Origin of the sequence: Neobacillus sp. NPDC093127, assembly GCF_044754175.1 — a bacterium.
In the GTDB taxonomy this organism is placed as follows: Bacteria; Bacillota; Bacilli; order Bacillales; family Cytobacillaceae; genus Neobacillus.
Window position 1 is genome coordinate 20,408 of the sequence record NZ_JBIVOP010000030.1, and the last position, 25,531, is coordinate 45,938.

23 protein-coding genes and 1 riboswitch are annotated in these 25,531 nt (G+C 40.3%); of the genes, 8 read left to right on the forward strand and 15 right to left on the reverse strand.

Going from position 1 to position 25,531, the window contains the following annotated elements; translation table 11 throughout:
* Positions 1-103 precede the first annotated feature (103 nt).
* Entirely contained in the window at positions 104-1,186 is a 1,083-nt protein-coding gene (locus ACIQCO_RS25785) for a branched-chain amino acid aminotransferase (protein ID WP_400434720.1), read from the forward strand.
* 121 nt (positions 1,187-1,307) lie between these two features.
* On the opposite strand, the gene ACIQCO_RS25790 is transcribed toward ACIQCO_RS25785, so the two are convergent.
* On the reverse strand, positions 1,308-1,946 hold the full coding sequence (locus tag ACIQCO_RS25790; protein ID WP_400434722.1) for a hypothetical protein: 639 nt from the start codon (positions 1,944-1,946) through the stop codon (positions 1,308-1,310).
* A gap of 420 nt (positions 1,947-2,366) precedes the next feature.
* Here ACIQCO_RS25790 and ACIQCO_RS25795 point away from each other — a divergent pair, with 420 nt between their 5' ends.
* Positions 2,367-2,957 carry a guanylate kinase gene (locus tag ACIQCO_RS25795; protein WP_400434724.1) on the forward strand — a complete coding sequence of 197 codons (591 nt, stop codon included), beginning with the start codon at positions 2,367-2,369 and terminating at the stop codon, positions 2,955-2,957.
* Between the two features lie 66 nt (positions 2,958-3,023).
* On the opposite strand, the gene ACIQCO_RS25800 is transcribed toward ACIQCO_RS25795, so the two are convergent.
* Together ACIQCO_RS25800 and ACIQCO_RS25805 are read right to left on the reverse strand one after the other, a co-directional pair.
* Positions 3,024-3,605, reverse strand: coding sequence for a hypothetical protein (locus tag ACIQCO_RS25800; protein ID WP_400434726.1), 582 nt, complete (start codon positions 3,603-3,605; stop codon positions 3,024-3,026).
* Positions 3,606-3,934: 329 nt separating this feature from the next.
* Positions 3,935-4,747 (reverse strand): VOC family protein, encoded by an 813-nt coding sequence (locus ACIQCO_RS25805; RefSeq protein WP_400434728.1) that lies wholly within the window; start codon positions 4,745-4,747, stop codon positions 3,935-3,937.
* 94 nt (positions 4,748-4,841) lie between these two features.
* On the opposite strand from ACIQCO_RS25805, the gene ACIQCO_RS25810 reads away from it, so the two are divergent.
* Positions 4,842-5,030: a hypothetical protein gene (locus ACIQCO_RS25810; RefSeq protein ID WP_400434730.1), complete on the forward strand. Its 189-nt coding sequence runs from the start codon at positions 4,842-4,844 to the stop codon at positions 5,028-5,030.
* Between the two features lie 92 nt (positions 5,031-5,122).
* Here the strand turns inward: ACIQCO_RS25810 and ACIQCO_RS25815 are convergent, their stop codons facing one another.
* The 3 genes from ACIQCO_RS25815 to ACIQCO_RS25825 all read right to left on the reverse strand — a co-directional run bounded on the left by ACIQCO_RS25815 (position 5,123) and on the right by ACIQCO_RS25825 (position 7,806).
* A complete protein-coding gene (locus tag ACIQCO_RS25815; protein ID WP_400434732.1) occupies positions 5,123-6,088 on the reverse strand; it encodes a quinone oxidoreductase family protein in 966 nt (321 codons plus the stop codon).
* A gap of 130 nt (positions 6,089-6,218) precedes the next feature.
* Positions 6,219-6,812 carry a TetR/AcrR family transcriptional regulator gene (locus tag ACIQCO_RS25820; protein WP_400434734.1) on the reverse strand — a complete coding sequence of 198 codons (594 nt, stop codon included), beginning with the start codon at positions 6,810-6,812 and terminating at the stop codon, positions 6,219-6,221.
* Between the two features lie 73 nt (positions 6,813-6,885).
* On the reverse strand, positions 6,886-7,806 hold the full coding sequence (locus tag ACIQCO_RS25825; protein ID WP_400434736.1) for an SDR family oxidoreductase: 921 nt from the start codon (positions 7,804-7,806) through the stop codon (positions 6,886-6,888).
* A gap of 207 nt (positions 7,807-8,013) precedes the next feature.
* Between ACIQCO_RS25825 and ACIQCO_RS25830 the strand changes: the two genes are divergently transcribed.
* From ACIQCO_RS25830 to ACIQCO_RS25845, 4 genes are all read left to right on the forward strand, one after another.
* The gene (locus tag ACIQCO_RS25830; RefSeq protein ID WP_400434780.1) at positions 8,014-8,709 is read left to right on the forward strand and encodes a response regulator transcription factor; all 696 of its coding nucleotides are present in this window, start codon (positions 8,014-8,016) and stop codon (positions 8,707-8,709) included.
* Positions 8,702-9,706: a sensor histidine kinase gene (locus ACIQCO_RS25835; protein ID WP_400434738.1), complete on the forward strand. Its 1,005-nt coding sequence runs from the start codon at positions 8,702-8,704 to the stop codon at positions 9,704-9,706. Before ACIQCO_RS25830 ends, ACIQCO_RS25835 begins: the two co-directional genes overlap by 8 nt.
* Positions 9,707-9,806: 100 nt before the next feature.
* On the forward strand, positions 9,807-10,568 hold the full coding sequence (locus ACIQCO_RS25840) for an ABC transporter ATP-binding protein (RefSeq protein ID WP_400434782.1): 762 nt from the start codon (positions 9,807-9,809) through the stop codon (positions 10,566-10,568).
* Entirely contained in the window at positions 10,558-12,501 is a 1,944-nt protein-coding gene (locus tag ACIQCO_RS25845; protein WP_400434740.1) for an FtsX-like permease family protein, read from the forward strand. The genes ACIQCO_RS25840 and ACIQCO_RS25845 overlap by 11 nt, the downstream gene beginning before the upstream one ends.
* 87 nt (positions 12,502-12,588) lie before the next feature.
* Here the strand turns inward: ACIQCO_RS25845 and ACIQCO_RS25850 are convergent, their stop codons facing one another.
* The 8 genes from ACIQCO_RS25850 to glpA form a co-directional block, all read right to left on the reverse strand.
* Positions 12,589-13,230, reverse strand: coding sequence for a queuosine precursor transporter (locus ACIQCO_RS25850; protein WP_400434742.1), 642 nt, complete (start codon positions 13,228-13,230; stop codon positions 12,589-12,591).
* Between the two features lie 16 nt (positions 13,231-13,246).
* Positions 13,247-13,747 carry a preQ(1) synthase gene (gene queF / locus ACIQCO_RS25855; protein WP_400434743.1) on the reverse strand — a complete coding sequence of 167 codons (501 nt, stop codon included), beginning with the start codon at positions 13,745-13,747 and terminating at the stop codon, positions 13,247-13,249.
* A gap of 126 nt (positions 13,748-13,873) precedes the next feature.
* Positions 13,874-13,920, reverse strand: a riboswitch (PreQ1 riboswitch).
* Between the two features lie 82 nt (positions 13,921-14,002).
* A complete protein-coding gene (gene glpK / locus ACIQCO_RS25860; protein ID WP_400434745.1) occupies positions 14,003-15,493 on the reverse strand; it encodes a glycerol kinase GlpK in 1,491 nt (496 codons plus the stop codon).
* 27 nt (positions 15,494-15,520) lie between these two features.
* Positions 15,521-16,345, reverse strand: coding sequence for an MIP/aquaporin family protein (locus tag ACIQCO_RS25865; RefSeq protein ID WP_400434747.1), 825 nt, complete (start codon positions 16,343-16,345; stop codon positions 15,521-15,523).
* Positions 16,346-16,678: 333 nt separating this feature from the next.
* The gene (locus ACIQCO_RS25870; RefSeq protein WP_400434748.1) at positions 16,679-17,257 is read right to left on the reverse strand and encodes a glycerol-3-phosphate responsive antiterminator; all 579 of its coding nucleotides are present in this window, start codon (positions 17,255-17,257) and stop codon (positions 16,679-16,681) included.
* Positions 17,258-17,424: 167 nt separating this feature from the next.
* The gene (locus tag ACIQCO_RS25875; RefSeq protein ID WP_400434750.1) at positions 17,425-18,642 is read right to left on the reverse strand and encodes an anaerobic glycerol-3-phosphate dehydrogenase subunit C; all 1,218 of its coding nucleotides are present in this window, start codon (positions 18,640-18,642) and stop codon (positions 17,425-17,427) included.
* Complete coding sequence (locus ACIQCO_RS25880) at positions 18,635-19,786, reverse strand: FAD-binding protein (protein ID WP_400434752.1); 1,152 nt, start codon at positions 19,784-19,786, stop codon at positions 18,635-18,637. Before ACIQCO_RS25880 ends, ACIQCO_RS25875 begins: the two co-directional genes overlap by 8 nt.
* Complete coding sequence (gene glpA, locus ACIQCO_RS25885) at positions 19,779-21,398, reverse strand: anaerobic glycerol-3-phosphate dehydrogenase subunit GlpA (RefSeq protein WP_400434754.1); 1,620 nt, start codon at positions 21,396-21,398, stop codon at positions 19,779-19,781. The genes ACIQCO_RS25880 and glpA overlap by 8 nt, the downstream gene beginning before the upstream one ends.
* Positions 21,399-22,023: 625 nt before the next feature.
* Here glpA and ACIQCO_RS25890 point away from each other — a divergent pair.
* Positions 22,024-23,469 (forward strand): DEAD/DEAH box helicase, encoded by a 1,446-nt coding sequence (locus ACIQCO_RS25890; RefSeq protein WP_400434756.1) that lies wholly within the window; start codon positions 22,024-22,026, stop codon positions 23,467-23,469.
* Between the two features lie 85 nt (positions 23,470-23,554).
* On the opposite strand, the gene ACIQCO_RS25895 is transcribed toward ACIQCO_RS25890, so the two are convergent.
* Complete coding sequence (locus tag ACIQCO_RS25895) at positions 23,555-25,330, reverse strand: ABC transporter ATP-binding protein (protein ID WP_400434758.1); 1,776 nt, start codon at positions 25,328-25,330, stop codon at positions 23,555-23,557.
* Between the last annotated feature and the right edge of the window lie 201 nt (positions 25,331-25,531).

Consider the following 25,531-nt stretch of genomic DNA (forward strand, 5'->3'; position numbering starts at 1 on the left):
TCAGGAGATTTCCGTCCCATCAAACTTCAGTTTATAAACTTGAGTTTTAGCTAAAATTAGCGTACTCTTAAAAAAAATCAGATAATAGATATGAGGTGTAAGTTTGAAACAAGAAATTACCTTTATTCAAAGAAAAGAGTTAAAGGAAAAGCCGGAAGTAGCTTCACTCGGTTTTGGAAAGTATTACAGCGATTACATGTTTGTAATGGATTATCATGTCGAAAACGGTTGGCATGATCCGCGGATTATTCCTTATGCACCATTAACGCTTGACCCGGCCGCTATGGTTTTTCACTATGGACAAGCCATTTTTGAAGGCTTAAAGGCCTATAAGTCAGCGGATGGGACGATTCAACTCTTCCGTCCTGAAAAGAACATGAAGCGACTAAATGATTCATGCGACAGACTGTGTATTCCACAAATTGATGAGAGTTTCTTATTACGTGCCATTAAACAATTAATTTTTACGGAAAAAGATTGGATTCCAGATGGTGAAGGGACATCCCTTTACATTCGCCCCTTTATTTTCTCGACTGAACCCTATCTCGGCGTCCGTCCTGCAAACCAATATAAACTCCTTGTCATCCTGTCGCCTTCAGGAGCCTATTATGGCGACCAATTAAGCCCTGTTAAAATTTATGTAGAAGAGCAATATGTTCGGGCTGTGATCGGCGGAGTTGGCCATGTGAAGACTTCCGGCAATTATGCCGCCAGCATGAAGGCACAAGAAAAGGCCGAGGCAAATGGTTTCGCCCAAATTCTCTGGCTTGACGCAAAAGAGAATAAGTATGTCGAAGAAGTCGGCAGTATGAATATTTTCTTCAAAATCAATGGCGAAGTGGTAACACCAAAATTGAATGGCAGTATTTTACCTGGTGTTACACGTGATTCAGTTATTGAATTATTAAAATATTGGAACATACCCGTTCACGAAGCGAAAATTTCAATTGAAGAGATTTTTGCCGCACATGAGCGCGGTGAACTTGAGGAAGTCTTCGGCGCAGGAACAGCTGCCGTTATTTCACCCGTTGGCGAATTAAATTGGAATGAGCGCTCAATCACAATTAATGATAATAAAATCGGCCAGCTGTCACAGCGTATTTATGAAGAAATAACTGGAATACAGCTTGGGATAAAAGCGGACCCATTTAACTGGACAGTTAAAGTCGCCCCGGTTGAGGTTTAAAAAATAGGGGATTCGCGTTAAAGTAGGAAATCTATTGAATAGAATGCAAAACACCTTTCAAATTTTTTGAAAGGTGTTTTGCATTTTTCATAAGTTGGCACATGTTAGATTAGATTATCGTCTATTCCGGAATAATGATTTTCAATTCCCCATCATGGTTTGTTATTTCAATCACCTTATCAGCAAACAAATAGGGCGTATCAAATCGATCCTGCTTTTTCAAATCCAGGTAACTATTATTGGCGGTCAGGACTGGAAAGACAGCATTAGTCTTCTTGAAAACATTTTGATACACCTCTATTTCTGCCATCAAGATAATCTCTTTATTTGAAATGGCAAAAAAGAGTTTCCCAATTTCCCTGCCATCATCGGTGATGTTGATCTGCTGCAGAATCGAAATAAGACAGGTAACAAAATCATTTATTTTCTCGTTCGTTAAACCTTTTAACTGCCATTTCTCTAAAGCCTTGTTAATGCCATTTTTCAATTCCTTGAAGGAAAATACATCTTCAATCCTAAGAGCTGCATTCGTTTTCCCCAGGCTCTCAAACTTTTTTCTCGTTTCAAATAGGTAGTCCTTAATAAAACCCTTATACTCCTCCCGCTGCACAACAAAATCTGTTAGCTCATTAATACAGCGAACCTCTTTACTCCGATTTCGGATTAATTGTAAAAAAGCATAGATATCCTTCTCATCAAAGGTATTTTCATTCAACTTACCATAGTAATAATTCAGTAACGATAGCTCTTTTGTATCCATTGGTCTACTCCTAGATGTCATATTCTTGTCTACCCTATTATACAGGCTGATAGTGAGACTTATATACAAAATTACTTTGAGTTTGGAATTGATGGACATTTTTTGCCGAATATGACTTACTGAATAAAAATCTCCTACGGCAGCACCAATCGTAGAAATTAAACCAACAGACAAAGGGTTCCAAACATGGAATAATGGCACATGGACAAAAATGCAATAACTAAATTTTACAAAATGGCGGGTGCCTGACACCTGCCATTTCTTTTTTATCCGGACCTGGCGGGCAAGATGATGTCACAATTCGCCTTCCAATTAGTGACAACGTTTTGATATAATAATAGTAACCCATCCCCACTTCTAGTCAAAGTCCCCATGTTTAGGGCCATTTCTTGTTTTTAATAAAAAAAAGGAGGCTCCACTATGTTTGAAATCAAAGGAAAAGAAAAGATATTCGTTTATACCGGTCCTGATGGCTCAGGAAGAAAAACCATCGCTAAAATGGTCGCTACCGCATTCGATATGGAAACCGTTCTCTCTTACACTACTCGCTCCCCCCGACATTATGAAAAAAATGGTGAAGACTATCACTTTGTTAACGAAGATACCTTCAAACACATGCAGGCACAACAGGAATTTCTAGAGAGTGTCGAAATCGATGGAATTCATTATGGAATTCGCGAACACGATATTGTTAAAGCATTTGAAAACCATGACCTTGTCTATTTGACTTTAAATCCCGAAGGTACTGAAAAGTTGAAAAAGATGTATGGTGATAGCGTCGTACGTTTATTTATTTATTCTGATCGAGATACGATTATCCAAAGACACCAGAATCGTCAAGACAGTGATGAAGTTATCGAACGGCATATGTCCCATTATGATGAGATTATGAGTTATAAAAACAGCTGTGAGCACGTATTTGAAAATTTTGATTCCCCACAAGCTGCCTATCAAATTAGCGAATTAATTGAAACCTTTTTGGACAGAAATCTTACCGTAACTGATTATTAAAGAAAAAGGTGCCTGACACCCACAGCGTTAATGTGTTAACGCATCGGGTGTCAGGCACCAAAAATTTTAAAAAGTTGCATGAATCATGAATAAAACTAGAAACCCAATAGCAAGCTTCAAATGCCATTTATTATCTTTTTTCTTAAAACGTTTTAATCCCATGAAAAGGAGAAATAGCAACAGGATAATAGACAAAATTCCCGTAACATTTGTAAAATCCCATTTAAAGCCTCTCATGATGGCCAAATACCCATGTAGCAATACAATTCCAGTAGCTGCAAGCGCAAGAGGCACATGCCATTTTCTGACCAACTTAGCGATTAACTGGATGAACCCTTTTAACTGAAAACCTCTCCATTGGATTTTCTTCAGACCTTTCCATTTTATTAAAAGAAAAACAGGATAAATGGCTAAAACGGCAAAATAAATTATTCTTGAAATGGATCCAAATTGCTTTAGGAATCCTTTATAGTGTTTGTATTCTTGCAACATTAGCTGCTGATGATTTAGCGAAATGACTACAATCCCAATGAAAAATAAACAAAGCATGAGGATGAAACATGTAAGGATGGTTCTTCGTTCTTTTGGATTAGGAATATAACTGGCTAAAAGGCGAGTTTTTTTGCTTTCATTCTGCATTGATTTCATTCCTAAAATCCCCTGACATTTTGACTTAAATTCTATCAATAGTATAGCCTAAGCAAATTAATATCTTCTTAAAATTTTATTAATTTTTATGATGATAAAAAGGGGGCTATGCCTTTAACGGGATTGTGATCGTAAATGTGGTTCCTTCCCCTTCTTCACTTTCAACAAAAATAGTCCCCTCATGCAGATCAATAAATATGAACGTTCTATTCTGAATGATGTATAGAAAAGGGGATTTGGTTTTTAAACCAAGTCCCCTTTTCTTGTATTTGAAATTAGCCGTAATCTAAATCGTAATCACAACCATTACAACACCTTTTCAATTGGACTTATTGAAATCTCCAAAGGCCATTCAGCATTTCAATAAGGGGGTTTTGGTCTGTTCCTGTGAGGTTTATTAAAAAGGGGGTTTCTCCTTTTTCTTTTAGAATCTTCGCAGCGAGTCCCTCTCCTATTGGTGTACAGAACAACAGTGGCACACCGGGTAATTCTAGCTTTTTGCATCGTGCATTGATTGTTAAATCGACAAATTCCTCACTCTGTTTAAGGTTGAATAAATTCCCCCATCTTTTAATTGCTTCCTCCAAGTTATGGACAACAAAGCCGACACTTTCAAACTTTGGATTTCCCGTCGTGTGCGAGTCAATAAACCCTTGCTCCTCTAAATCTAAAACCCTTTGCTTATCCGGCTTTTCCCATTGGATAAAGAATGGCAGAGTTAGTTCGTTATCCCTGTTTTCAGGGAAAAGCAGTGACCATCTGATTACCTGCCCATCTGCTCGCATCCGTTCGCCCGGGAGTGGCCCATAAACTGTATATCCTTCTGCTCTAAGCTTTACTGCTAATTGTTCAATATCATCTGTACGAATAGCAATCCTAGCAGGACCTTCCCGATTCCGTTTGGAAAGCTGCTCCACGATTTGAGTAATCAGCCGGTTCTCCTCTTGTTTCTCAGCGATTGATTGATTTTCAATCCCCAAAAACTCAATGTAGCTTAAACCAAAGTAAGTTAGCGAATTATAGGTTCCCCAAGAATCATGACGCCCTCCGTTCGCAGCATGGATTCCTCTTTGTTTTAACAAGGGAATAGCCTCCTCTGGTTTCTTCAAAAAACAAACTAGGTGGTCAAAGGAAAATTGCATGTTGTCCTCCTTTCTAATAAATCACGGCAAGCATAATACCAGCTTAACGCAAATATGATTAAGATATGAATCCTAATAAGGGGGTTGTTATCGAATGATAATTTTTAATAAAATCGCTTTATTTTTTGTTGTTTTATATTCTTTCACCATTATTTTAAATACTTATTTAGGGGAAAACGAACGGGTACAATCCAATGTCATTTACTTTTTATTGAATGGGTTTGCCTATATTGTCTCGGCAATGGAAGTGGAAAAAGAAAAACAGCTCGTTATTAAATCTTAATTTCAGCTCCGAGTTCAATCAAGTTTCCAGCATTACGTTTTTAGTAAGTTATGGCGAACAGTGCCAGTCACTGTTCGCCTCTTCTTTTCCCTTTAAGGAACTAATAGAATCTTCCCAGTGCTCTTGCGGCTTTCTAGAAAACGGTGTGCTTCCTGGCCATCTCGCAGAGAAAATATCGTTGGCTCGGATATCCTTACTTTTCCTTCTTCCATCCAGCTGAATAACTCGGCTGCTCGGTTTACCCGTTCTTGACGTGATGTAAGAACATTCCAAAGATCCCCGCCAGTAAGCGTTTTTGATGTATCCATTAACATTCTTGGATCTACCGGAATGGGATCTCCCCCTGCCATTCCAAAAAATACAACCGTTCCACCGATGCGTGTTGCTGCAAAACTGTCTTGAAGCGTGGTACCTACTGAATCATAAACGATATCGACCCCATTTCCATTCGTTTCTTGAAGCACTTTTTGCACCCAGTTATCCTTATACAGGAAAACTTGATCCGCTCCGGCTTTCTTGGCAGCGGCTGCTTTTTCGCTAGAGGATGTTAAACCAATTACCTTGCCGCCTAGCAGCTTTACTATTTGGATGAGAAGTTGTCCGACACCGCCGGCTGCCGCATGAATTAATACATGATCATCCTTTTTCACCATATAACTATCCTTCGTTAAATAATGCGCCGTCAGCCCTTGCAGCAATACAGAAGCAGCCTCCGTAAAGGTGATTTCAGCGGGGACAGGGATGGCTTTTTCAAAAGGAACTGCCACTAGCTCTGAATTCGCATATGGGACATCGGCAAATGCAATCCGGTCACCAACGCTAATTTCTTGGACATTTGCTCCCGTCTTTTCTACGATTCCTGCTCCTTCATATCCCAAAATATAGGGCGGGTTACCTGCCAGATGATAGTTCCCTTTCCTTCTATATATATCTGCAAAATTCAAACCAATTGCTTTCATCCTTACCAGTACTTCATCCGGTCCGATAACCGGATCCTCGATATCAAGATATTCCAATACTTCCGGGCCTCCGAATGTATTAAACACTAGTGCTTTCAATTGAATGACCTCTTCCTTACTAATAATTTTTTAATACTCTCTTATAAAATAGGATTGTATATTCCGATTTTGATTACGATTAAATCACTGTGCGCCAAAATCTTTAGCTGCAACTAAACCCAACAACTTCTCATTTCGTTAAAATTTTCATTAAGATATCAACATTTTCGCTCCAATTTTTCCCTTCAGTTTGTTTTTCCTGCAGCATGAGACCGGTAATTACGGACATGTAGCAGAATAATAGTTTATACGGATCCCCTTCGCAAAATTCACCTAGTTGCTGCCCTTTGATGTATAGTGGAATTAGTTGTTCAATCCAAGCTTTAGCGGAATAGTGTTCAATTATTTGCTTCGCCTTCGCAGGAACCTCATCCGAAACACTAGCATGCTGGATAAGTAAGAAGGGATATTTATTACTTTCATCAAGGATATTTTGGGTAAGCGTTCTAATTTGTTCCAACGGTGTGCCCGGCAGCTGTTGGACATGTTGAAAAGCAGCATTTGCCTCTTCCATCGCCTCTTGAATGAGGGTAATAAATAGCTCTTCTTTTGATTTAAAGTACCGATAGGATAGTCCCTGACTGATTCCTGCCTCAGCAGCAATCATACTCATTTTCGTTCCGACAATTCCCCGATGAGCAAATACTTTTATGGCCGCCTTTTTAATCTGATTAATTCGTTGCTGGTGAATTTGTTCAAGCTTCTGTTCATTTGATGGTGCCATTTTATTTACATCCTCCATTATCTGGATATCATTAAGGAGTATATCATATTTTTAAACTACTCTCGACAATGAGCTACAAATCGACCGTATCTGTAAGCAGCGTTTGTTGTTTACTAACCTTCCAGAGCAGATTTGCCGTTTGCCTATCTCGGGCTGGTTCAGACGGGAGTTCTGCTTTTTTGTCGATATAGTATTGCCCGGTTTGATCGCTGATTTCGTCTGTCTCTGCCAGCCACACCAGTGTTTCCGCTCCCTGTTCAGGGCTGCGTGAAAACAGCTTCATTACCGCCATCGTTGCCCGTGCTAACCGTCCGTTATTTTGGTTGAAATTTGTAGCCACCAGCCCAGGATCAAAGCAATAGGACGTTACCCCGGTCCCTTCAAGCCGTTTTCCTAGTTCCGCGGTAAACAAAATGTTCGCCAGCTTTGACTGCCCATACCTTAATGTCGGACCGCCCATTAGCTTCTTTAGCGGTTTGTAAAGCTGTTCAGCCCCCAAGTCGTTAAAGTCGATTCCCTTCTTCGCCATCTTATGACCGTGGGATGCGGTAGTAATGATCCGGGCCGGGGCACTTTCCTTCAAGCGGTTAAGCAGAAGCATAGTAAGCAGAAATGGTCCAATATGATTGACAGCCCATGTCATTTCAAGTCCGTCGTCATTTAACTGATGGTTCTGAAATAGCGCTCCAGCGTTGTTAATGAGGACATCCACTCTAGGGCACTTATCTAAGATTTCGGCGGCCACCCGGCGTATCGATTGCTGTGAACCCATGTCTGCCAAAAATACATCTACTTTTCTGCTCCCGCCCGAGGATTCTTTGATTTGTTTTGCTATCTCTTTTGCTTTTCCTTCATTTCGGACGACGATTCCCATGTTTGCCCCGAGAGCAGCAATTTCCTTAGCCGCAGCAAGCCCAATCCCGCTGGTTGCTCCGGTGATAATTACATATTTTCCACTTAAATCCCACTTAGAGGCTGTTATCATTTTTTTCATGGTTTAAAACTCTCCTTTTACTATATTTAGAATGAATCATTCATTCATTCATATTATATGAGGAATTGATAAAAAATGACAACAAGTTTTTATATTTATTGTTTAATTTAGTATGACAGATTATTTTACAGAGACCACCTCTATAGCACATAAACAGGATATATTATACAATTAATTATTATGACGCAAAAAAGTGTGGTGATTCCCTTGTTTAAACTGTTGTTAATTGAAGATGATGTAACATTATTTAATGAAATAAAGGATCGGTTAATCGGCTGGTCTTATGATGTGTATGGGATTACTGATTTTAACAAGATCATGGAGGAATTTACGGCAATAAAACCAGATTTAGTTGTAATTGATATTCAATTGCCGAAATTTGATGGCTTTCACTGGTGCCGGATGATCCGCTCTCATTCGAATGTTCCAATTCTCTTTCTATCCTCACGTGACCATCCGACGGATATGGTGATGTCGATGCAGCTTGGTGCTGACGACTTTATACAAAAGCCGTTTCATTTTGATGTGCTGATTGCGAAAATACAAGCGACGCTCCGCCGTGTTTATAATTACAATACTGAGCAAATCACCCTTAAAACATGGTGCGGGGCAACAGTAGATTATGAAAAAAATACTGTCAGTCATGCTGCTGGAACAGTTGAACTTACAAAAAATGAAACGTTTATCTTAAAAAAGCTCATTGAGCAAAAAAATAAGATTGTCAGCCGCGAAGACTTAATTAAAAGCCTGTGGGATGATGAACGCTTTGTTAGTGATAATACCTTAACGGTCAATGTCAATCGACTGCGAAAAAGATTGGACGAACTTGGTTTGGGACGTTTTATTGAAACAAAGGTTGGGCAGGGTTACATCGCAATAGAAGAGGCAAATGGCTATGATTAAGAAATATTTAATCGAAAGGCGCAGCTGGATTTTTCTATTCTTATTTATTCAGGCGCTTATTCTTTTTATAGCTTACCTAGATACGGCGCTTCCCTTGATGCCATTCTTCTACCTTGTCTTCCTTTCAACGATTGTTTTTTGTATCTTTTTATCTTTCCGCTATCATAAGGAAACAAAATTCTACAGAAGTATAGCGCAATGGGAGAACAATCTTGATTTAACCACGATAGCGGCTCCTGAAAGCCCGTTTGAAAAAATAATTGAACAACGCATTATCAACCAAACCGAGCTGCTTAAAAAAGAGGCTTCGGAAAATATGCTGATGCTTGAACAGGAGAAGGATAATCTATTAGCCTGGATTCATGAAGTCAAGACACCGTTAACAGCGATGCATTTAATGATTGACCGCTTAGACGATGAACGGATGCGCGCCCAATTAACCCATGAATGGCTGCGAATTCACCTCCTTCTTGACACACAGCTTCATCTAAAGCGAATCCCCTTTATGGAAAATGACTTATATATTGAAGAAACAAATCTAAAGGATTTAGTTTTTAAAGAGATTAAAACATTACAATCGTGGTGCATGCAAAAAGGGATTGGCTTTGAGGTTGAATTAGAGGCAGCAACCGTGCTTACTGATGCCAAGTGGCTTGCATTTATCATCAGGCAGCTGCTGACAAATGCAGTGAAATACAGTGTATCATCAGACATCATCATTAAAAGCTATCAACACGATGGTCGTACAGTCCTTGAAGTAAGAGATTATGGCCGCGGCATTGATTCTAAGGACTTGCCGCGTTTATTTGAGAAGGGCTTTACCTCGACAACGTCTCATTACGATCATGCCGCAACAGGGATGGGGTTGTATTTAACGCAACGAATCGCCAAGCCGCTATTAATCCATATAGATGTCTACTCAAAACTTGAAGAAGGAACGACGTTTACGTTAACCTTTCCAAAACGTAATGAATTCGTCAATATTGCAGGCATGTGACAACAATGTCACATGCTTTTCTGATTTGTTCGCTCAATCGAAGGATTGGATTCATCAGGCTATTTATAATAAAGATATCGAATTAAGGGAGCGTGTTGGTATGAAGATATTAGAAGCCAATAAAATTCATAAAAGCTATGGCAATAAATTAAATAAGCAGGAAGTATTAAAAGGGATTGATATTAACGTTGAAAAAGGGGAATTCGTGAGTATCATGGGGGCATCAGGTTCCGGGAAGACAACGTTGCTCAATGTTCTTTCCTCCATTGATAAAGTGAGCGGCGGAACTATCAAGATTGAAGGAAAAGAAATGACAGCGATGAAAGAGCGTCAGCTCGCTGAATTCCGCAAGCATCATTTAGGATTTATTTTTCAAGATTATAACTTACTCGATACCTTAACAGTCAAAGAAAATATCCTTTTGCCGTTATCGATTTCGAAAATTTCAAAAAGAGCAGCGAATGAAATGTTTCATGCGGTGGCAGCGGAACTGGGTATTTCTGAAATTAAGGATAAATATCCAAATGAAATTTCCGGCGGTCAAAAACAGCGTACTTCTGCTGCAAGGGCGTTTATTCATGAACCAAGCATTATCTTCGCTGACGAGCCAACCGGTGCCCTTGATTCAAAATCAGCTTCTGATTTACTAAACAAATTAAGCGAAATGAATCAGAACCGCAAAGCAACAATTGTGATGGTGACGCATGACACTACGGCGGCAAGCTTCAGCAGCAGAGTCATTTTCATCAAAGATGGACAGATTTACACGCAATTAAATAAGGGCGAACAATCCAGACAGACGTTCTTTAAAGACATCATGAAAACGCAAGGTGTATTAGGCGGTGTCCCAAATGAGCGTTAATCAACTCATTTTTCGTAATTTGAAAAAGAATTTAAAAAATTATTATCTCTATGTGTTTGCGCTGATCTTTAGTGTTGCCCTTTATTTCGCCTTTGTCACCCTGCAATATGACCCGGCGATGAATGATACAAAAGACACTATGAAAGGTGCAGCAGCAATTCGGGCAGCATCCGTTTTACTTGTCGCGATTGTTTCGATCTTTCTGTTATATGCCAATAACATCTTTATTAAACGCCGCAGCAAGGAAATTGGACTGTTTCAATTAATCGGAATGACCAAAAGCAGGATCTTCAGCATCCTGACTGCTGAGAATTTTATCCTTTATTTTGGTTCGTTGGTCATTGGAACCTTTATCGGCTTTTCCGTTTCGCGATTAATTTTGATGATTTTGTTTAAAATCACAGGTATAGAAGCGATTGCTTCCCTGCATTTTTCTTCCCAAGCGCTCATTCAAACTGTTGTGGTGTTTTGTGTCATCTACCTGTTTATAATGCTGATGAACTATGTGTTTATTAAAAGACAAAGTATCCTATCATTATTTAGAGTGGTTTCATCAACCGAAGGAAAAGTAAAAAAGATGTCTATTTTCGAAGTCATCATCGGGATTATTGGTGTGGTTTTGATCATTTCAGGCTATTATATTTCGACGAAATTGTTAAGCGGCAATTTTACCACGGTAACTGGACTATTTGGAGCGATGATATTTATTCTCGGATCGGTTATTATCGGCACCTATCTTTTTTATAAAGGATCGGTCAGCTTTATCTTTAATCTCATTCGGAAAAAAAAGGACGGATATTTAACTATTAATCAAGTGCTCTCACTGTCCTCAATTATGTTTCGGATGAAATCAAATGCCTTGTTGTTAACGATTATTACGACCTTATCGGCACTAGCAATTGGTTTGTTATCCTTGAGCTATATCTCCTACTATTCAGCTGAAAAAATGGCTGAGAATCAGGTTGCCGGGGATTTTTCCTTTGTAAAACCTGAAGAAGCTGCGAAATTTAATCAGGTCTTAAAAGCAAATAACATTTCATTTAATGAAAAACAGATTGATGTTATTCAGGTCGATGCGGATCTTAAGGAGATATTAGGAAACCTTAAAGGATTATATGTCGATCCAAAGGCTATGACAATCCCAGTTATTAGCGATAAGGATGTTAAAAATATCGATGTGTCTAAGGGAGAGACTATTTTTACCGGTTATAATGATTTACTGCAGAAATTTATGGGTCTAAAGGATTCTGGTCCGATCGAATTAAAAGGTCAAAATGAAACAGTTCCGCTCCAATACTTGGGCCTAAAAAAGGAATTTGTCATTTCCGGTTATTTTACCAATGGCGGGCAGCCGATTGCCATTGTCGATGAAACGGTATTCGAGCGCTTAAAGAAAGATGTCAATCCAAAGATTCAAAAAGAATCGTCGCTGTTTATCGGATTTACGTTAAAAGATGAAGCCAACCTTGAAAAAGCAAATGATCTTTTTAAAAAGATGAATAGTAGTAACGACAATTCATTTTCTTCTCGTTTGGACATCAGCAATTCGCAGAAAAATGTGTATGGCCTCATCATGTTTATCGTAGGCTTTTTAGGATTAACCTTTCTAATCACATCCGGATGTATTCTTTATTTTAAACAAATGGGTGAGGGGGAAGAGGAGAAACCAAATTATACAATCCTGAGAAAACTCGGATTTACTCGGAGCGACCTGCTAAAAGGGATTCAGGCAAAACAGGTGTTTAATTTCGGGATTCCATTAATCGTTGGCCTTCTCCACAGCTATTTCGCCGTTCAATCAGGCTGGTTTTTATTCGGGACCGAGGTGTGGACACCAATGATTATCGTCATGGTCATCTACACTGGATTGTATTCAATCTTCGGATTACTATCCGTCCTGTATTACAAAAGGGTTATAAATGATGCCCTTTAGTGTGGGTAATCACTAACTATTAGGTGTCAGGCACCATGTGAAAAATTCACACGGTGCCTGACACCCTTATTAATATATTCTACATGCCTATGCTTCTTTTTGTAATGGGTGTACCCGCTCCTGTGATTCCTTTCTACGTATGAAATGGACAAGCAAGTAAACTAGCGGTGTTGTTAGGATCGCTGCAAAGAATTTAAAAATGTATTGCGTCAAGATTAGGCTTCCTAGGACAGCTATTGGCATTGTTCCATAGAAGGCAATAGTTATAAAAATGGTCGTATCAATCAATTGGCTCAGCATGGTCGACGCGTTATTGCGTAACCAAAGCTTTTTTTGTCCATGGGCGCTTTTTAATTTATTGAACACAAACACATCCAAGTTTTGACTCACTGCATAGGAAATTAAACTGGCAATAATCACACGAAAACTTCCATTTAAAATCGTTTCGAATGACGATTGTTCTTTAAATACAGGTGCAGCTGGCAGATGAATCGTAATTGTTATGAAGATAAGCGCAAGGATTTGCATAATCAGCCCGGCCTGAACCGTTCTCCGTGCTTCTTTTTTTCCATAAACCTCAACGATTACATCAATAAGTGGATACGTAAAGATATAAATAATGACAGCGGCTGGCAATATGGCAAAATTTCCAATGCTAAAAAGCTTTACAGCAACAATGTTTGCTAGGATTAACAGTCCTACAAAAATTCCATTCAAGTAAAATATCATTCCTTTATTCCTTCCCTTATCGATTATCAACTTTTTCCGGATAGAGGTCATGGTTCATCAACCGAAAACTTGCCATCTCTTCGTACTTGGTGCCGGGTTTCCCATAGTTGCACCACGGATCAATCGAAATTCCCCCACGTGGTGTGAACTTCCCCCAAACCTCAATATAGCGCGGATCAAGTAATTGAATTAAGTCGTTCATGATGATATTGACACAGTCCTCATGGAAATCACCATGATTTCGAAAACTGAAAAGATATAATTTCAATGACTTGCTCTCGACAATTTTTTGATTCGGAACATACGAAATATACATCGTTGCAAAATCCGGCTGACGGGTCAGCGGGCAAAGGCTGGTAAACTCCGGGCAATTAAATTTTACGAAATAATCACGTTCCGGGTGCAGATTATCGACTGCCTCCAATACCTCCGGTGCATAATCAAATGAATAGGTGGTACCTTGATTCCCTAATAGTGTTAAATCATTTAATCCTTCTGTAGACTTGCGTCCAGACATAAAAAAAACCCCCTAGTAAAATGTGTCCCCACACTTAACCAAGAGAGTTTCTTCTGAACATCCTATGCAAACTTTAGGGATAAAAACAAAAAAGCCATGTCCGATATGGACATGGCAACAAGTCATGTATCCATAGTTTTTTATAGAGGGTATCAGCTATGAACCTCTCCCGTTCAAGTACGGGTATTCTCTTCTTTACTATCATAAAGAACAGCATTTAAAACGTCAACGAAAAAAGACACTTATTAGTGGACACTATTTAAATGCCCTAGCAGCATTCACTGCTTTTTTCCAGCCTGTGTAGAGTGTTTCTCTTTCTTCTTCGGCCATGTCTGGTGTAAATGCTTTGTCCATATTCCATTGTGTGGCAATTTCTTCTTGGCTTTCCCAGTACCCTACGGCTAATCCTGCTAAATATGCAGCTCCTAATGCGGTTGTTTCTTTAATTTCTGGACGTTCTACAGGAACATCTAACACATTGCTTTGGAATTGCATTAAGAAGTTATTGGCAACTGCGCCGCCATCCACACGAAGTGCTTTCAGCGAGATACCGGAATCGGCTTCCATTGAAGTCAACACATCTTTCGTTTGGTAGGCAAGCGATTCTAAGGTTGCGCGGACGAAATGTTCTTTCGTTGTCCCGCGAGTTAAGCCAAAGACCGAACCGCGGACATCACTATCCCAATATGGTGTTCCCAGACCAACAAAGGCAGGAACGACATAAACACCTTCAGTTGATGCTACACTTGCAGCATATTTCTCACTTTCTGCGGCGTTATTAAACATGCGAAGCCCGTCGCGAAGCCATTGGATGGCAGACCCGGCAACAAAGATACTTCCTTCTAAGGCGTATTCTACCTTTCCGTCAATCCCCCAAGCAATCGTTGTTAATAAGCCATTTTCAGATTTCACTGCTTTTTCACCGGTATTCATCAACATAAAGCAGCCAGTTCCATACGTATTTTTCGCCATCCCTTTTTCATAGCACGCCTGCCCAAATAACGCTGCTTGTTGGTCGCCCGCTACCCCTGCAATTGGGACATTGCAGCCAAAGAAATGATAATCAACCGTTTCAGCATAAACCTCGGAAGATTGGCGTACTTCTGGAAGCATGGAGGCAGGGACAGTTAGAATCTCTAATAATTCTTCATCCCACTTAAGGTCGTGAATATTGTACATCAATGTCCTCGAAGCGTTCGAGTAATCCGTTACATGGGCTCTACCGCCTGAAAGCTTCCAAATGAGCCAGGTATCAATCGTTCCGAATAACAATTCTCCACGGTCTGCCTTTTCTCTTGCACCATCTACATTGTCTAAAATCCATTTCACTTTTGTTCCGGAAAAATAAGCATCGATTAACAGCCCTGTTTTATCCCTAAATAATTGGTCATGACCTTGTGCTTTTAATTCTTCACAAATCTCTGCCGTCTGGCGGGATTGCCAGACAATCGCATGATAAACCGGCTGTCCTGTTTCTTTATCCCACACAACGGCTGTTTCCCGTTGGTTGGTAATCCCAATTCCTGCCACTTGTTCTGGCTTTACATTAGCCTCAGCTAAACAAGAAGCAATAACTGCGAGAATGGAACCCCAAATTTCATTGGCATTGTGCTCCACCCAGCCTGGCTTCGGAAAATATTGCTTGAATTCTTGCTGTGCGACGTGAACAATTTCTCCCTTTTTATTAAAAAGAATCGCACGTGAGCTTGTTGTTCCTTGATCTAATGATAAGATATATTTTTCCATCAAAATAATCTCTCCCTTTAATTTAGATTATGCACTAACCTTTTTGACAACAGCCATTTCCTGAGGTTTCTTGCCAATAAAGAATGCTGCCGCAAGAATGATCACAATGGCTCCAATTACAAACCAAAGATTTATATCTGTCTTCCCTAAAAATACAGTCTTATAGAATAAGCCCCCGAGGCTTCCTCCAAGCATTGGTCCTATAACTGGAATCCAAGCATATCCCCAGTTAGAACTTCCTTTTCCCGGAATCGGAAGCAGTGCATGGGCTAATCTTGGCCCAAAGTCACGTGCAGGATTGATCGCATATCCTGTCGTTCCCCCTAAGCTCATCCCGATACTAACAATCAGAAAACCAACGATCAATGGATTTAAACCATCTGTAAATTTATTTGCACCTATTGCTAGAATACCTAAAACAAGAACAAAAGTACCAATCATTTCACTAATTAAGTTTGCCATTGTATATGGAATAGCAGGACCTGTTGCAAATGTACCTAATTTTGCCCCTGGATCATCTGTTGCTTTCCAATGTGGCAGGTAGTGGAAATAAACAACTGTTGCCCCTATCATAGCACCTAAAACTTGGCCGATGATATAGGTTGGAACCTCTTTCCAAGGCAGATCCCCGGTAAATGCCAAGGCAACGGTTAATGCCGGATTAAGATGGGCACCGCTAAATTTACCTACTGAGTATGCAGCAACTGCTACTGCGAGCCCCCAGCCAAAAGTAATAATTACCCATCCACTGCTGTTAGAGAGCGTCTTCTTTAAGTTTACACCCGCGCATACGCCTGCACCTAACGTAATTAGAATTGCCGTACCAATTAATTCACCCCAAAACGCTGTCATAATAAACCTCCTCTTTTTTTAAAAAACTTGTAAACCGTGTGGTGAATAATCGTAAAAAAAGAAAAAGAGACCCATAGAAATTACCCAAAAATAATTGGGTTTTTCCGTGAGTCTCTCAGCTCTTCTTCACATATTATCAACTTAATTACTAGTATAATGGTAACCTGAAAACGCTGTCAATCCAGTTCACAAATTCTCCACATTAATTAATAATGAACGATATTTCGATATTATTTCGAAAAATAAAAAAGACATTCACCAAGAGAATCAGGAAGGAATGTCTTTACGTTAAATACCGTTTTATTTCTTTATATTTTGAGCACATGAAAAATGCTAGACTTCGGTATGTTTCTTCTCCGGATGATAATATTTCCATAATTCTTTATTAGAGGTTGTAATCGTAACCGCTCCCGCTTCATAAGCTTGTTCTACCTCTTCAATGGTATCGATTAAGCCACCGGCAAAAACTTCTCTTTTCGTCCGATTTCGAATATCTTTAATAATCTTTGGCATAATTCCCGGCAGTACTTCAATATAATCCGGCTGTGTCCGTTCAATCAATGCAAAACTCTTTTCGATTGAGCTGGTATCTAATAGAAACAGCCGCTGAATCGATTTTACCCCTTTTTGCCTTGCTTTTAGAATGACACTTCCTTTAGTTGAAATCAGTCCAAATGGCTTATATTCCTGACAAATATATTCAGTAGAGTATTCATCACTTTTTAACCCGTGAACTAAATCCATATGGATGATCAACTTTTTATGGTTGGACTGAGCCATCTGAAAAATGGGTTTCAGTCTGGAAACATGCAAATCCAATATCACCATATACTCATAATTGCTCGACATCATTTTTTCAACATCTTCTATTTTTCGAATGGCCGGCAGCACCTTTTGTCCAAAAAAGCTCATCCCGATTGTCCTCCTTTCGTTTCCAGATTCCTTATCTTAATTTTATAATATTTTATTGTTTCCATACAGCCATTATCAGAAATACTAAGTTAGGAAATGTCAAAACTGTGAAATCCTATTAATATCTAAAAAAACGTAAGCTGCCAACATAAATAAGTGTTTGAGAATTAACTCAATACTCTTGTACGTTCATAGGATTCCGCTACGATTTGCATTGGATGTCTAACCGGTTTTTCCGTCAGCTGATCAAGCTGGTTTTTACACATGCCACATTCCGTTACCGTGTAATCTGCATCGACTTCCTTCACTGCCTCGGCCATTGGGCGGCCAATTGCCATCGAAACATCGTATTTTTCCGTTTTAAATCCAAACGTGCCGCATTGCCCGCAGCAGCCTGCACCCACATCTTGAATTTTGAAACCTGGAATAAGTTCTAAAATATCCATCGCAGGATTTCCGATTCCCTGCGCCTTCATATGACACGGAGCATAGTAGCCTGCTCTGACCTTCATTGGCGCAAAATTCATGTTCAATTCGCTGCTTTCCTTTAATAAGCGTAAATATTCATCGGCATCGTAGACATGGCTTGCAAGCTCCTTTGCCTCATCTGTGTTAAGAAAGGCTACATATTCTTTTTTAAACGCGAGCGTACAGCTAGTGCAGGTTAAGACCACATCGTATCCTTGGCGAGTATATTCTAAAAAACTAGTAATATTGTGGTTAGCATTTTTTAGTCCTTGGTTCATTTGCCCGTTGGCAAACATAGGAACACCACAGCATTTTTGGTCAGGTTTTACGACCTCAATTCCATTATGCTCCATCACTTTGATGAAGCTCATGGCAACTTCAGGAGCATTAAAGGTGGCATAACAGCCAGAAAAATACGCTACTTTCCGTTCTGTACTGGCGGTTTTCTTTTTGTAAACTCGGTTAAAGTTATGAAAGCGATATTTTGGGAATTGCCGCTCAGCAGGGATATCCATGACCATCTCCATCACTTTTCTGACCGGCTTCATTCCCATGGCCAAATTGGTAACAGGAGCAAACGCAGAAGCTAGTTTACCAACCCATTCAGCGTTACTTAACACGATATCGCGAAATTTAGTCCCAGACTTAACTGAATGAATCGCTTTTGCAAAGGCCGTCAATGTGGTCACATGGACATTTTCGGGACAAGACATGTCACAGCTGCCACATAAAGTGCAAAGTTCAATTCGTTTATCATCGATGATTCCCTGATTATTCATGAGTCTTTTTAACTCCGGTCCTAAATGCTTCGGACCGCCAAATTCCAATGTCGTATTTGCTACAGGACAGCTGGATACACAGGCATTGCACTTCAGACACTTGTCAAAAGTAAGTTCATCTAGTTTTATCTCAAGCACTGCGAATCCCTCCAATAATAGCTTGTTGGTGAAGCTTACCCACCATTTCATGACTGGACAAAACGGAGTATACGCCTCCTGTAATTCCATTATGCGTTACACTAGATCCCCTGGCTGCTCCCACAGGAAAAAGGTTTTCAGGGCAATGAATTATATTACCATTTTCATCTGCCTCAAGCATAAGCGCCGTTTCCCTTACCCCGTCAGTTGTTACTTCCAATCCGCCGCCAAGAATTCCTCCGGTAGCGAGAATAAATTGTTTTCCGCTTAAATCTGTTGAATGATTCGATGTTTTGATTGTCAACGACTCTATTCCTGCCTCGTCCATTTTGCAGCCCACAACAGTGGTATCCACATAAAATCTTACCCCTAATTTAACTGCTTCTTTTTTCAATCTTTCATGGAGGCGAATGGCGGTTGTATTAGGTGGCATTCCCGGAGCTTCAGTCACGATTGCCCCCAGTTCCTTCGTAAACTGCTCCATGGTGTCTTTCCAGTTTTCAACCCCAAGAGAAGCAGGAAAAATAAATAAGTCCGGCTGACTGATTTCCCTTTCCCTCATTTGCTGCTTTATTTGTTTGATACAGTGGTCACGATTCTCCTTTTTATCCAAAAGCCTTGCCCCATCTAACTGTGTTATCGTCCGCTGCGACTGTTTTCCTAGACTTATTTTAATGGTAGCAATCGAAAGCTGTGTTCGGGCTTTTTGTAAATTCCCTTTGATATATGCTGGTTGAAAGTCAATCACTTCATCGAATCCAACAATGACAACCTGACCATGTTCTTTGATTGGCGATATTGTTTCAGGATACAGTGCAGTCTCTTTAATATGGCCTGAGCCCATAACAATCGGGACAAGATGTTCAATTTCCCCCTTGTACGGATAGCCTAATCTTTTCGTTAAAATTTTAAATTGTTCCATTGCTTCTGTCAGTTGTGATTGTTCAATCGAAGCCAATTGATATAACTCTGACCACTCTTTCAATCCACCATCAGCCACGGGAATCAGATCCATTACGCCTGTTGATTGCATAATTTTTCCTGTTCCAGTAGCAACTAACGCTGTGTGGTATCCATGTTCTTTTGCCCAAATAGCCGATAGCATTCCCGATAGACCTTGACCGATAACGACTACATCATACATGTTGATAATCCCCCTCTCTGAATCCCAAAGAAACCCGATAAATCGTATTCATTAATTGCATTTGCTTGGCTGTTTCACCCGTGGCAACCACATCCATCCCTTTTTTTCGTTCAAAAACGGCATGATGAAGGGCCAAGTCCGCTTTATCCGATGTCGCCTTTCCCTTTTCAACAGCAAGTGCAGCGGCACGGTGATTGCAGAAGGTACCTTGACATGGCCCCATTCCTAAGCGCGTCCTTCGACGAATATCCCCAAGATGAAAGCGGCTTTCCTCAGGAATGACCGATTCAATTTCTGCCCACGTTACCTGCTCACATTCGCAAACAACAAAGTTTGCAGCCTTGTTTTTTAAAGATGATTCGATTTCCGCTGCCTTCGTTCCAGCCCAATGGCTCAATTTATGCCTTGCTGCCGGGGCCATGTCCACATCCTTGAAAAACTCCTCTGCCTTACGATGCGGAACCATTTCCTGATCCGTTGTACAGGCAGCCTTAATCCGTAGCTTTTCACAAACCAAATCAACGGTTTTTTCCGCCATATAACGGAAAGTGGTTAACTTTCCGCCTGTAATCGTCACTAGTCCGTCTAGCCCATCCCGTTTAAGATGATCTAATAAGGCAATCCCGCGGGTAACATTTCTACCGCTTGAATCGGACACAGTAGATTCCTGGTAAAGCGGACGGCTCCCGCTAAAAGCGCGGATTAAACGCAATTCATTAATCGATGGAATGAGCTTTTTCCCTTCCGCTAACATTCCCTCAAGCTCTTGACGTTGCAGGGAAAAATCATTCGGATCTTCAACATTTATTCCGGTCGTACCGAAAATCGTCACATTATGGGCCGGAACAAAGATGTCTGCGTCTCCCGGCATACGCAGGCGGTTAATGACCTGCTTATTTATGCGATGATTAAAAATAGCCAGCATCCCTTTATTATTAATCATCCTTAATGGAATGCCAGCCATCTCAGCGATTTTTGCCCCCCATGGACCAGATGCATTAACCACAAGCTCTGCCCGAATGTCCATTTCCTCTCCGGTAAAACCATCACGTACACGTACACCAGTTACCCGGTTTTGCTCCGTAACTACATCAACAACCTCATGATAGGTTAAAGCATGTGCTCCATGTTTGACAGCATCCGCCACCACATCGACCACCATCGTAAAGCAGTCGACAGCACCATCCGGCACCCGGTACACTACTTGTGCATCTTTATTTAGAAACGGTTCTTGCTGTAATGCCTGACTAACAGGAATTTCATCGACAGGAATCCCAACCTTTGCACAAGCTGTCAGCCATTTTTGAATATAGTTATCATCGTCTTCAGGTATTTTTACGAATAAACCACCTGTTTGCTCAATAGAACCAGGAACCGTTTTTTTCAAGATTAGGTTTTCACGATAACTTTCAATAGCCGCTTCTTCATCACGGACAGCATATCGTGCTCCGGAATGGAGTAAACCATGATTCCGTGTGGAAGTTCCATGTCCCAAGTCCTGCTGCTCTACTAAAATCGCTTTAATTCCTCGTAGGGCTAAATCGCGAAGCACCCCCGCTCCCGTCATTCCCCCACCGATTACCACTACATCTGTTACTATTATTTGTCCCAAAGCTTTTCCCTCCTAATCCCACGCAAAATTGGATAATTACCACGCAAAAAGGCCATAAAAACATATAGGAATCGTAATCATCATTCCCATTTGTTTTTATGGCCTTCTCCAAATCTCCAAGCCAGCTATTATATTTTCTCTTTAAGAATACCAAATATATTCGTTTGCGCAGGTTATTAGCATGGCAAAATTATGAACATTGTCATGCAACTTTTTAATTGGCGGAAATTCCTATTTGAACTGGATTTGTTAGTTGTAGATGTCCCTATGCTGGGAATAATAAATATCATGTGCTTCTTTTTTTGGGCTGTGTGTTAAAGAATATTGTTGATATTAATCACAATGTTGATTGGAGTGGAAGGCGCGAGACTCCTGCGGGAGCAGCGGGACAGGTGAGACCCCGCAGGCGCGCAATTCGCCGAGGAGGCTCACCGCCCGCCCCGCGGAAAGCGAAGCGGCTGGAACGGAAATCAACATTCACTTTTAACACAGCCTTTTTTTAAAAAAAGCGCCGTAGCGACTGGATTCTCCTGTATAATAAATCCTATTCAGCTTCTGCATATGATATTTCTTTAAGAGAAATCCTATAAATGAGTCGGATAATACAAAAAAATGAGGTTAATACATGAGTGAACAAAGTTTTGCAGCTTATCATCTAAGCGATGAAATAAACAGAGCCATTAAAGTGTTAAAATACGATACTCCCACAGAGGTTCAGCGTGAAGTCCTGCCATTAGCACTGGAAAATCACGATCTAGTGGTAAAATCACAAACAGGCAGCGGCAAGACGGCATCCTTTGCCATCCCTATTTGTGAATTGGTGGAATGGGAAGAAAGAAAGCCACAGGCGCTAATTCTTACGCCAACAAGGGAGCTTGCTGTTCAAGTTCGCGATGATATCACCAATATTGGCAGGTTTAAACGGATTAAAGCAATGGCCGTTTATGGAAAAGAGCCTTTTTCGAAGCAAAGAGATGAATTGCAGCAAAAAACGCATGTTGTCGTTGGGACACCTGGACGTGTTATGGATCATATCGAAAGAGAAACCCTTGTATTAGATGATGTAAAATATCTTATCATCGATGAAGCCGATGAAATGCTGAATATGGGTTTCATCGACGAGGTGGAATCGATAATTAACGAGCTTCCTACAAACAGAGTAACGATGGTTTTTTCTGCCACCTTACCGAAAGATGTTGAAAATCTCTGCCATAAATATATGAAAAACCCTGTTAATATCGAGATAGCCTCGACCGGGATCACGACAGATACGATTGAACATCTTTTAATCGAAGTGAAAGATGAAGAAAAGCTGCCACTTCTAAAAGATGTAACCGTCGTTGAAAACCCCGACAGCTGTCTGATTTTTTGCCGCACGAAAGAACACGTCGAAACTGTGTATGCCGAATTGGATGCAGCCAATTATTCTTGCGAACGACTTCATGGAGGCTTAGATCAACAAGATCGATTTGCCGTGATGGATGGGTTCAAATTGGGGAATTTCCGTTATCTGGTCGCCACCGATGTAGCGGCACGTGGGATTGATATTGATAATGTCACCCTCGTCATAAATTATGATGTTCCAATGGAAAAAGAGAGCTATGTCCACCGCACAGGACGAACCGGCCGTGCCGGCAATAAAGGGAAAGCAATTACCTTTGCGACTCCTTATGAAGGAAAATTCGTTCGGGCGATTGAAAGATACATTGGCTTTGAAATTCCTAAAACAGAAGCTCCTAGTCAACAGGAAGTAGCAAGTGGGAAGGATGCTTTTGCAGAAAAAATCGGCGGCCGGCGCGTGGTAAAAAATAATAAAACAGCGCGAATCAACCAAGATATCATGAAACTCTATTTCAGCGGCGGAAAAAAGAAGAAGATTCGCGCGGTTGATTTTGTTGGAACGATTGCAAAAATCCCCGGAGTAACAGCAGAGGATATTGGCATTATCACCATCCAGGATCAAATGTCCTATGTTGATATTCTTAACGGTAAGGGATCGCTCGTCTTACAAGCGATGGAGAATGCAACCATTAAGGGGAAAAAGCTAAAAGTGAGTAAAGCGATTAAATAAATGCCTGAACTACAATCAGGTACGTAAAGCAAAAAATAGTAAGGGGGCACCTTCTGTTATTGATGGTGTCCCCTTCATTGCATTCTTATGATCCTGCCGCCAATTTCCATTGATCCACACTCGGCATATTTTGTTTCGAGTAGAGATCTTTATAATAACCGTTTCGGTTTAACAGGCTTTGATGGCTGCCACTTTCAACGATTTCGCCATTTTTCACGACAAAAATCGTGTCTGCATTCAAAATCGTAGAGAGTCTGTGTGCAATCATGATAATCGTTTTATCACTATCAAACTGGTTAATTGATTCCTGGACTAGTTTCTCACTTTCATTATCAAGGGCGCTAGTTGCTTCGTCTAAAATAATTAAAGACGGATCCTTCAAAAATACACGGGAAAGGGCAATACGCTGCTTTTGGCCACCTGAAAGCTTGATCCCTCTCTCGCCAATTTCTGTCTCGTAACCATCTGGTAATGCCGCAATAAAATCATGGGCGAACGCCTTTTTAGCCGCTGCAATGACTTCCTCATCTGCTGCATCCAGCTTTGCCATTTTAATATTGTCTTTGATCGATGTACTATAAAGAAAATTATCCTGTGTCACAATTCCCATATGCTCCCTGAGGCTTGCAATCGAGTAATCTTTTATATTTACATCATCGATTAATACTTCTCCATTCGTGACATCGTACATTCTTAGGAGCAACTGGAGAATGGTGCTCTTGCCGCCTCCGCTTTCCCCAACAAACGCATATGTTTTTCCTTTTTCAAGTGTCAACGAAACATCATTAATGATGGGGGACTTTCCATCGTAAGAAAAAGACACATTATTTAGTTTAATAGAATTTGTGAACTGTTTTAATTCCCTCGGATTTACTTTTTCTTTTATCGTCTGCGGAGTACTAAAGAATGCAAAAATCCTTTGCAATGCAACGCTTCCTTCCGTGATAGCAGGATATGCATTGACTAGTGCAGCAACCGGGCTTCTCATTTTATCGACATAGGCAAAAAAGGCAATTAAACTGCCAACAGTTATACTTCCATCTATGACAAAAAGACTTGCGACGATGGCCACAATAAACGGGGTCATATCACTTAGTACGTTCACTAAAGCTAACATTACCGCATTTATCTTCGCATGCTTATCGGTTAATGAATCAAAGCGAGTTAAGTGTTGATCCAGTTCTGCTTTATCATGCTTTTCTGATGCAAATAATTTTGAAAGAAAGGCCCCCTGTATTTTTTCAAAAATAAACCCACTCATAACAGAACGATATCGCATCATGTTACGAGTTGATTGCTTAAATCTTTTTGATAGGAAATGAGCGAGAACAAATTGAAAACCGACCAGTATGACCGAAAGGATGGCTAATTTGACATTGAGGGTTACCATCACAACCACAACAAACAGGAGCACTATCATTTCAATCCAAATGTTCCCGAAAACAGCGGTCAAAAAACCCTTAACCTTTTCAATATCATCGAAAAATCGTGTACCGATTTCACCGCTTTTGTTATCCACAAAGTACTTCGCATCAAGCGAATGGACTTTTTTAAATGCATCTTGGCGAAGCCTCTTAATAATATTGTTGTTGGCTTTATGAATACAAAATTGCCTTACGTATTCCATAGGGGTTCGAATGAAGAGAAAAACGACAAGCATTGCTCCACTAATGTACAATAGTTGTTCTAGCATCTCCGAGTGAGACAATGCTGCATTTTGAAGTAGAGAATCAAAAATATATTTTAAAATCAACGGAACAAAAAGCGGGATCAGGAAACGAAACAGGCTGCCCACAAATCCAATCAGGTATAATTTTCTTACTTGTTTTACATATGGTAAAAACGACTTAAACTCATTCATTTTAAAAACTCCTCTCCCAATTCGCATGAAAAGTGGACTAGTCGCCAGTAAACAGTGGTTAGCCGACAGTAAATTTGGCTTATCCGCCAGTAAATACTTTTCAGAGTGCGATTTCTAAGATGATTTCATTTTACGGTGTTTTTAATGCTTAAAAACCGCATACTTTTTGTATCTACTCCGCAGAGTTTTCGGGTTACACCG

Bases quoted from the DNA above. Each gene is read 5' to 3' on its own strand.
- ACIQCO_RS25790 (WP_400434722.1), bottom strand. From the start codon at position 1,946: ATGGATACAAAAGAGCTATCGTTACTGAATTATTACTATGGTAAGTTG.
- ACIQCO_RS25795 (WP_400434724.1), top strand. From the start codon at position 2,367: ATGTTTGAAATCAAAGGAAAAGAAAAGATATTCGTTTATACCGGTCCT.
- ACIQCO_RS25800 (WP_400434726.1), bottom strand. From the start codon at position 3,605: ATGAAATCAATGCAGAATGAAAGCAAAAAAACTCGCCTTTTAGCCAGT.
- ACIQCO_RS25805 (WP_400434728.1), bottom strand. From the start codon at position 4,747: ATGCAATTTTCCTTTGACCACCTAGTTTGTTTTTTGAAGAAACCAGAG.
- ACIQCO_RS25810 (WP_400434730.1), top strand. From the start codon at position 4,842: ATGATAATTTTTAATAAAATCGCTTTATTTTTTGTTGTTTTATATTCT.
- ACIQCO_RS25820 (WP_400434734.1), bottom strand. From the start codon at position 6,812: ATGGCACCATCAAATGAACAGAAGCTTGAACAAATTCACCAGCAACGA.
- ACIQCO_RS25825 (WP_400434736.1), bottom strand. From the start codon at position 7,806: ATGAAAAAAATGATAACAGCCTCTAAGTGGGATTTAAGTGGAAAATAT.
- ACIQCO_RS25835 (WP_400434738.1), top strand. From the start codon at position 8,702: ATGATTAAGAAATATTTAATCGAAAGGCGCAGCTGGATTTTTCTATTC.
- ACIQCO_RS25840 (WP_400434782.1), top strand. From the start codon at position 9,807: ATGAAGATATTAGAAGCCAATAAAATTCATAAAAGCTATGGCAATAAA.
- ACIQCO_RS25845 (WP_400434740.1), top strand. From the start codon at position 10,558: ATGAGCGTTAATCAACTCATTTTTCGTAATTTGAAAAAGAATTTAAAA.
- ACIQCO_RS25850 (WP_400434742.1), bottom strand. From the start codon at position 13,230: ATGATATTTTACTTGAATGGAATTTTTGTAGGACTGTTAATCCTAGCA.
- queF (WP_400434743.1), bottom strand. From the start codon at position 13,747: ATGTCTGGACGCAAGTCTACAGAAGGATTAAATGATTTAACACTATTA.
- glpK (WP_400434745.1), bottom strand. From the start codon at position 15,493: ATGGAAAAATATATCTTATCATTAGATCAAGGAACAACAAGCTCACGT.
- ACIQCO_RS25865 (WP_400434747.1), bottom strand. From the start codon at position 16,345: ATGACAGCGTTTTGGGGTGAATTAATTGGTACGGCAATTCTAATTACG.
- ACIQCO_RS25870 (WP_400434748.1), bottom strand. From the start codon at position 17,257: ATGAGCTTTTTTGGACAAAAGGTGCTGCCGGCCATTCGAAAAATAGAA.
- ACIQCO_RS25880 (WP_400434752.1), bottom strand. From the start codon at position 19,786: ATGTATGATGTAGTCGTTATCGGTCAAGGTCTATCGGGAATGCTATCG.
- ACIQCO_RS25890 (WP_400434756.1), top strand. From the start codon at position 22,024: ATGAGTGAACAAAGTTTTGCAGCTTATCATCTAAGCGATGAAATAAAC.
- ACIQCO_RS25895 (WP_400434758.1), bottom strand. From the start codon at position 25,330: ATGAATGAGTTTAAGTCGTTTTTACCATATGTAAAACAAGTAAGAAAA.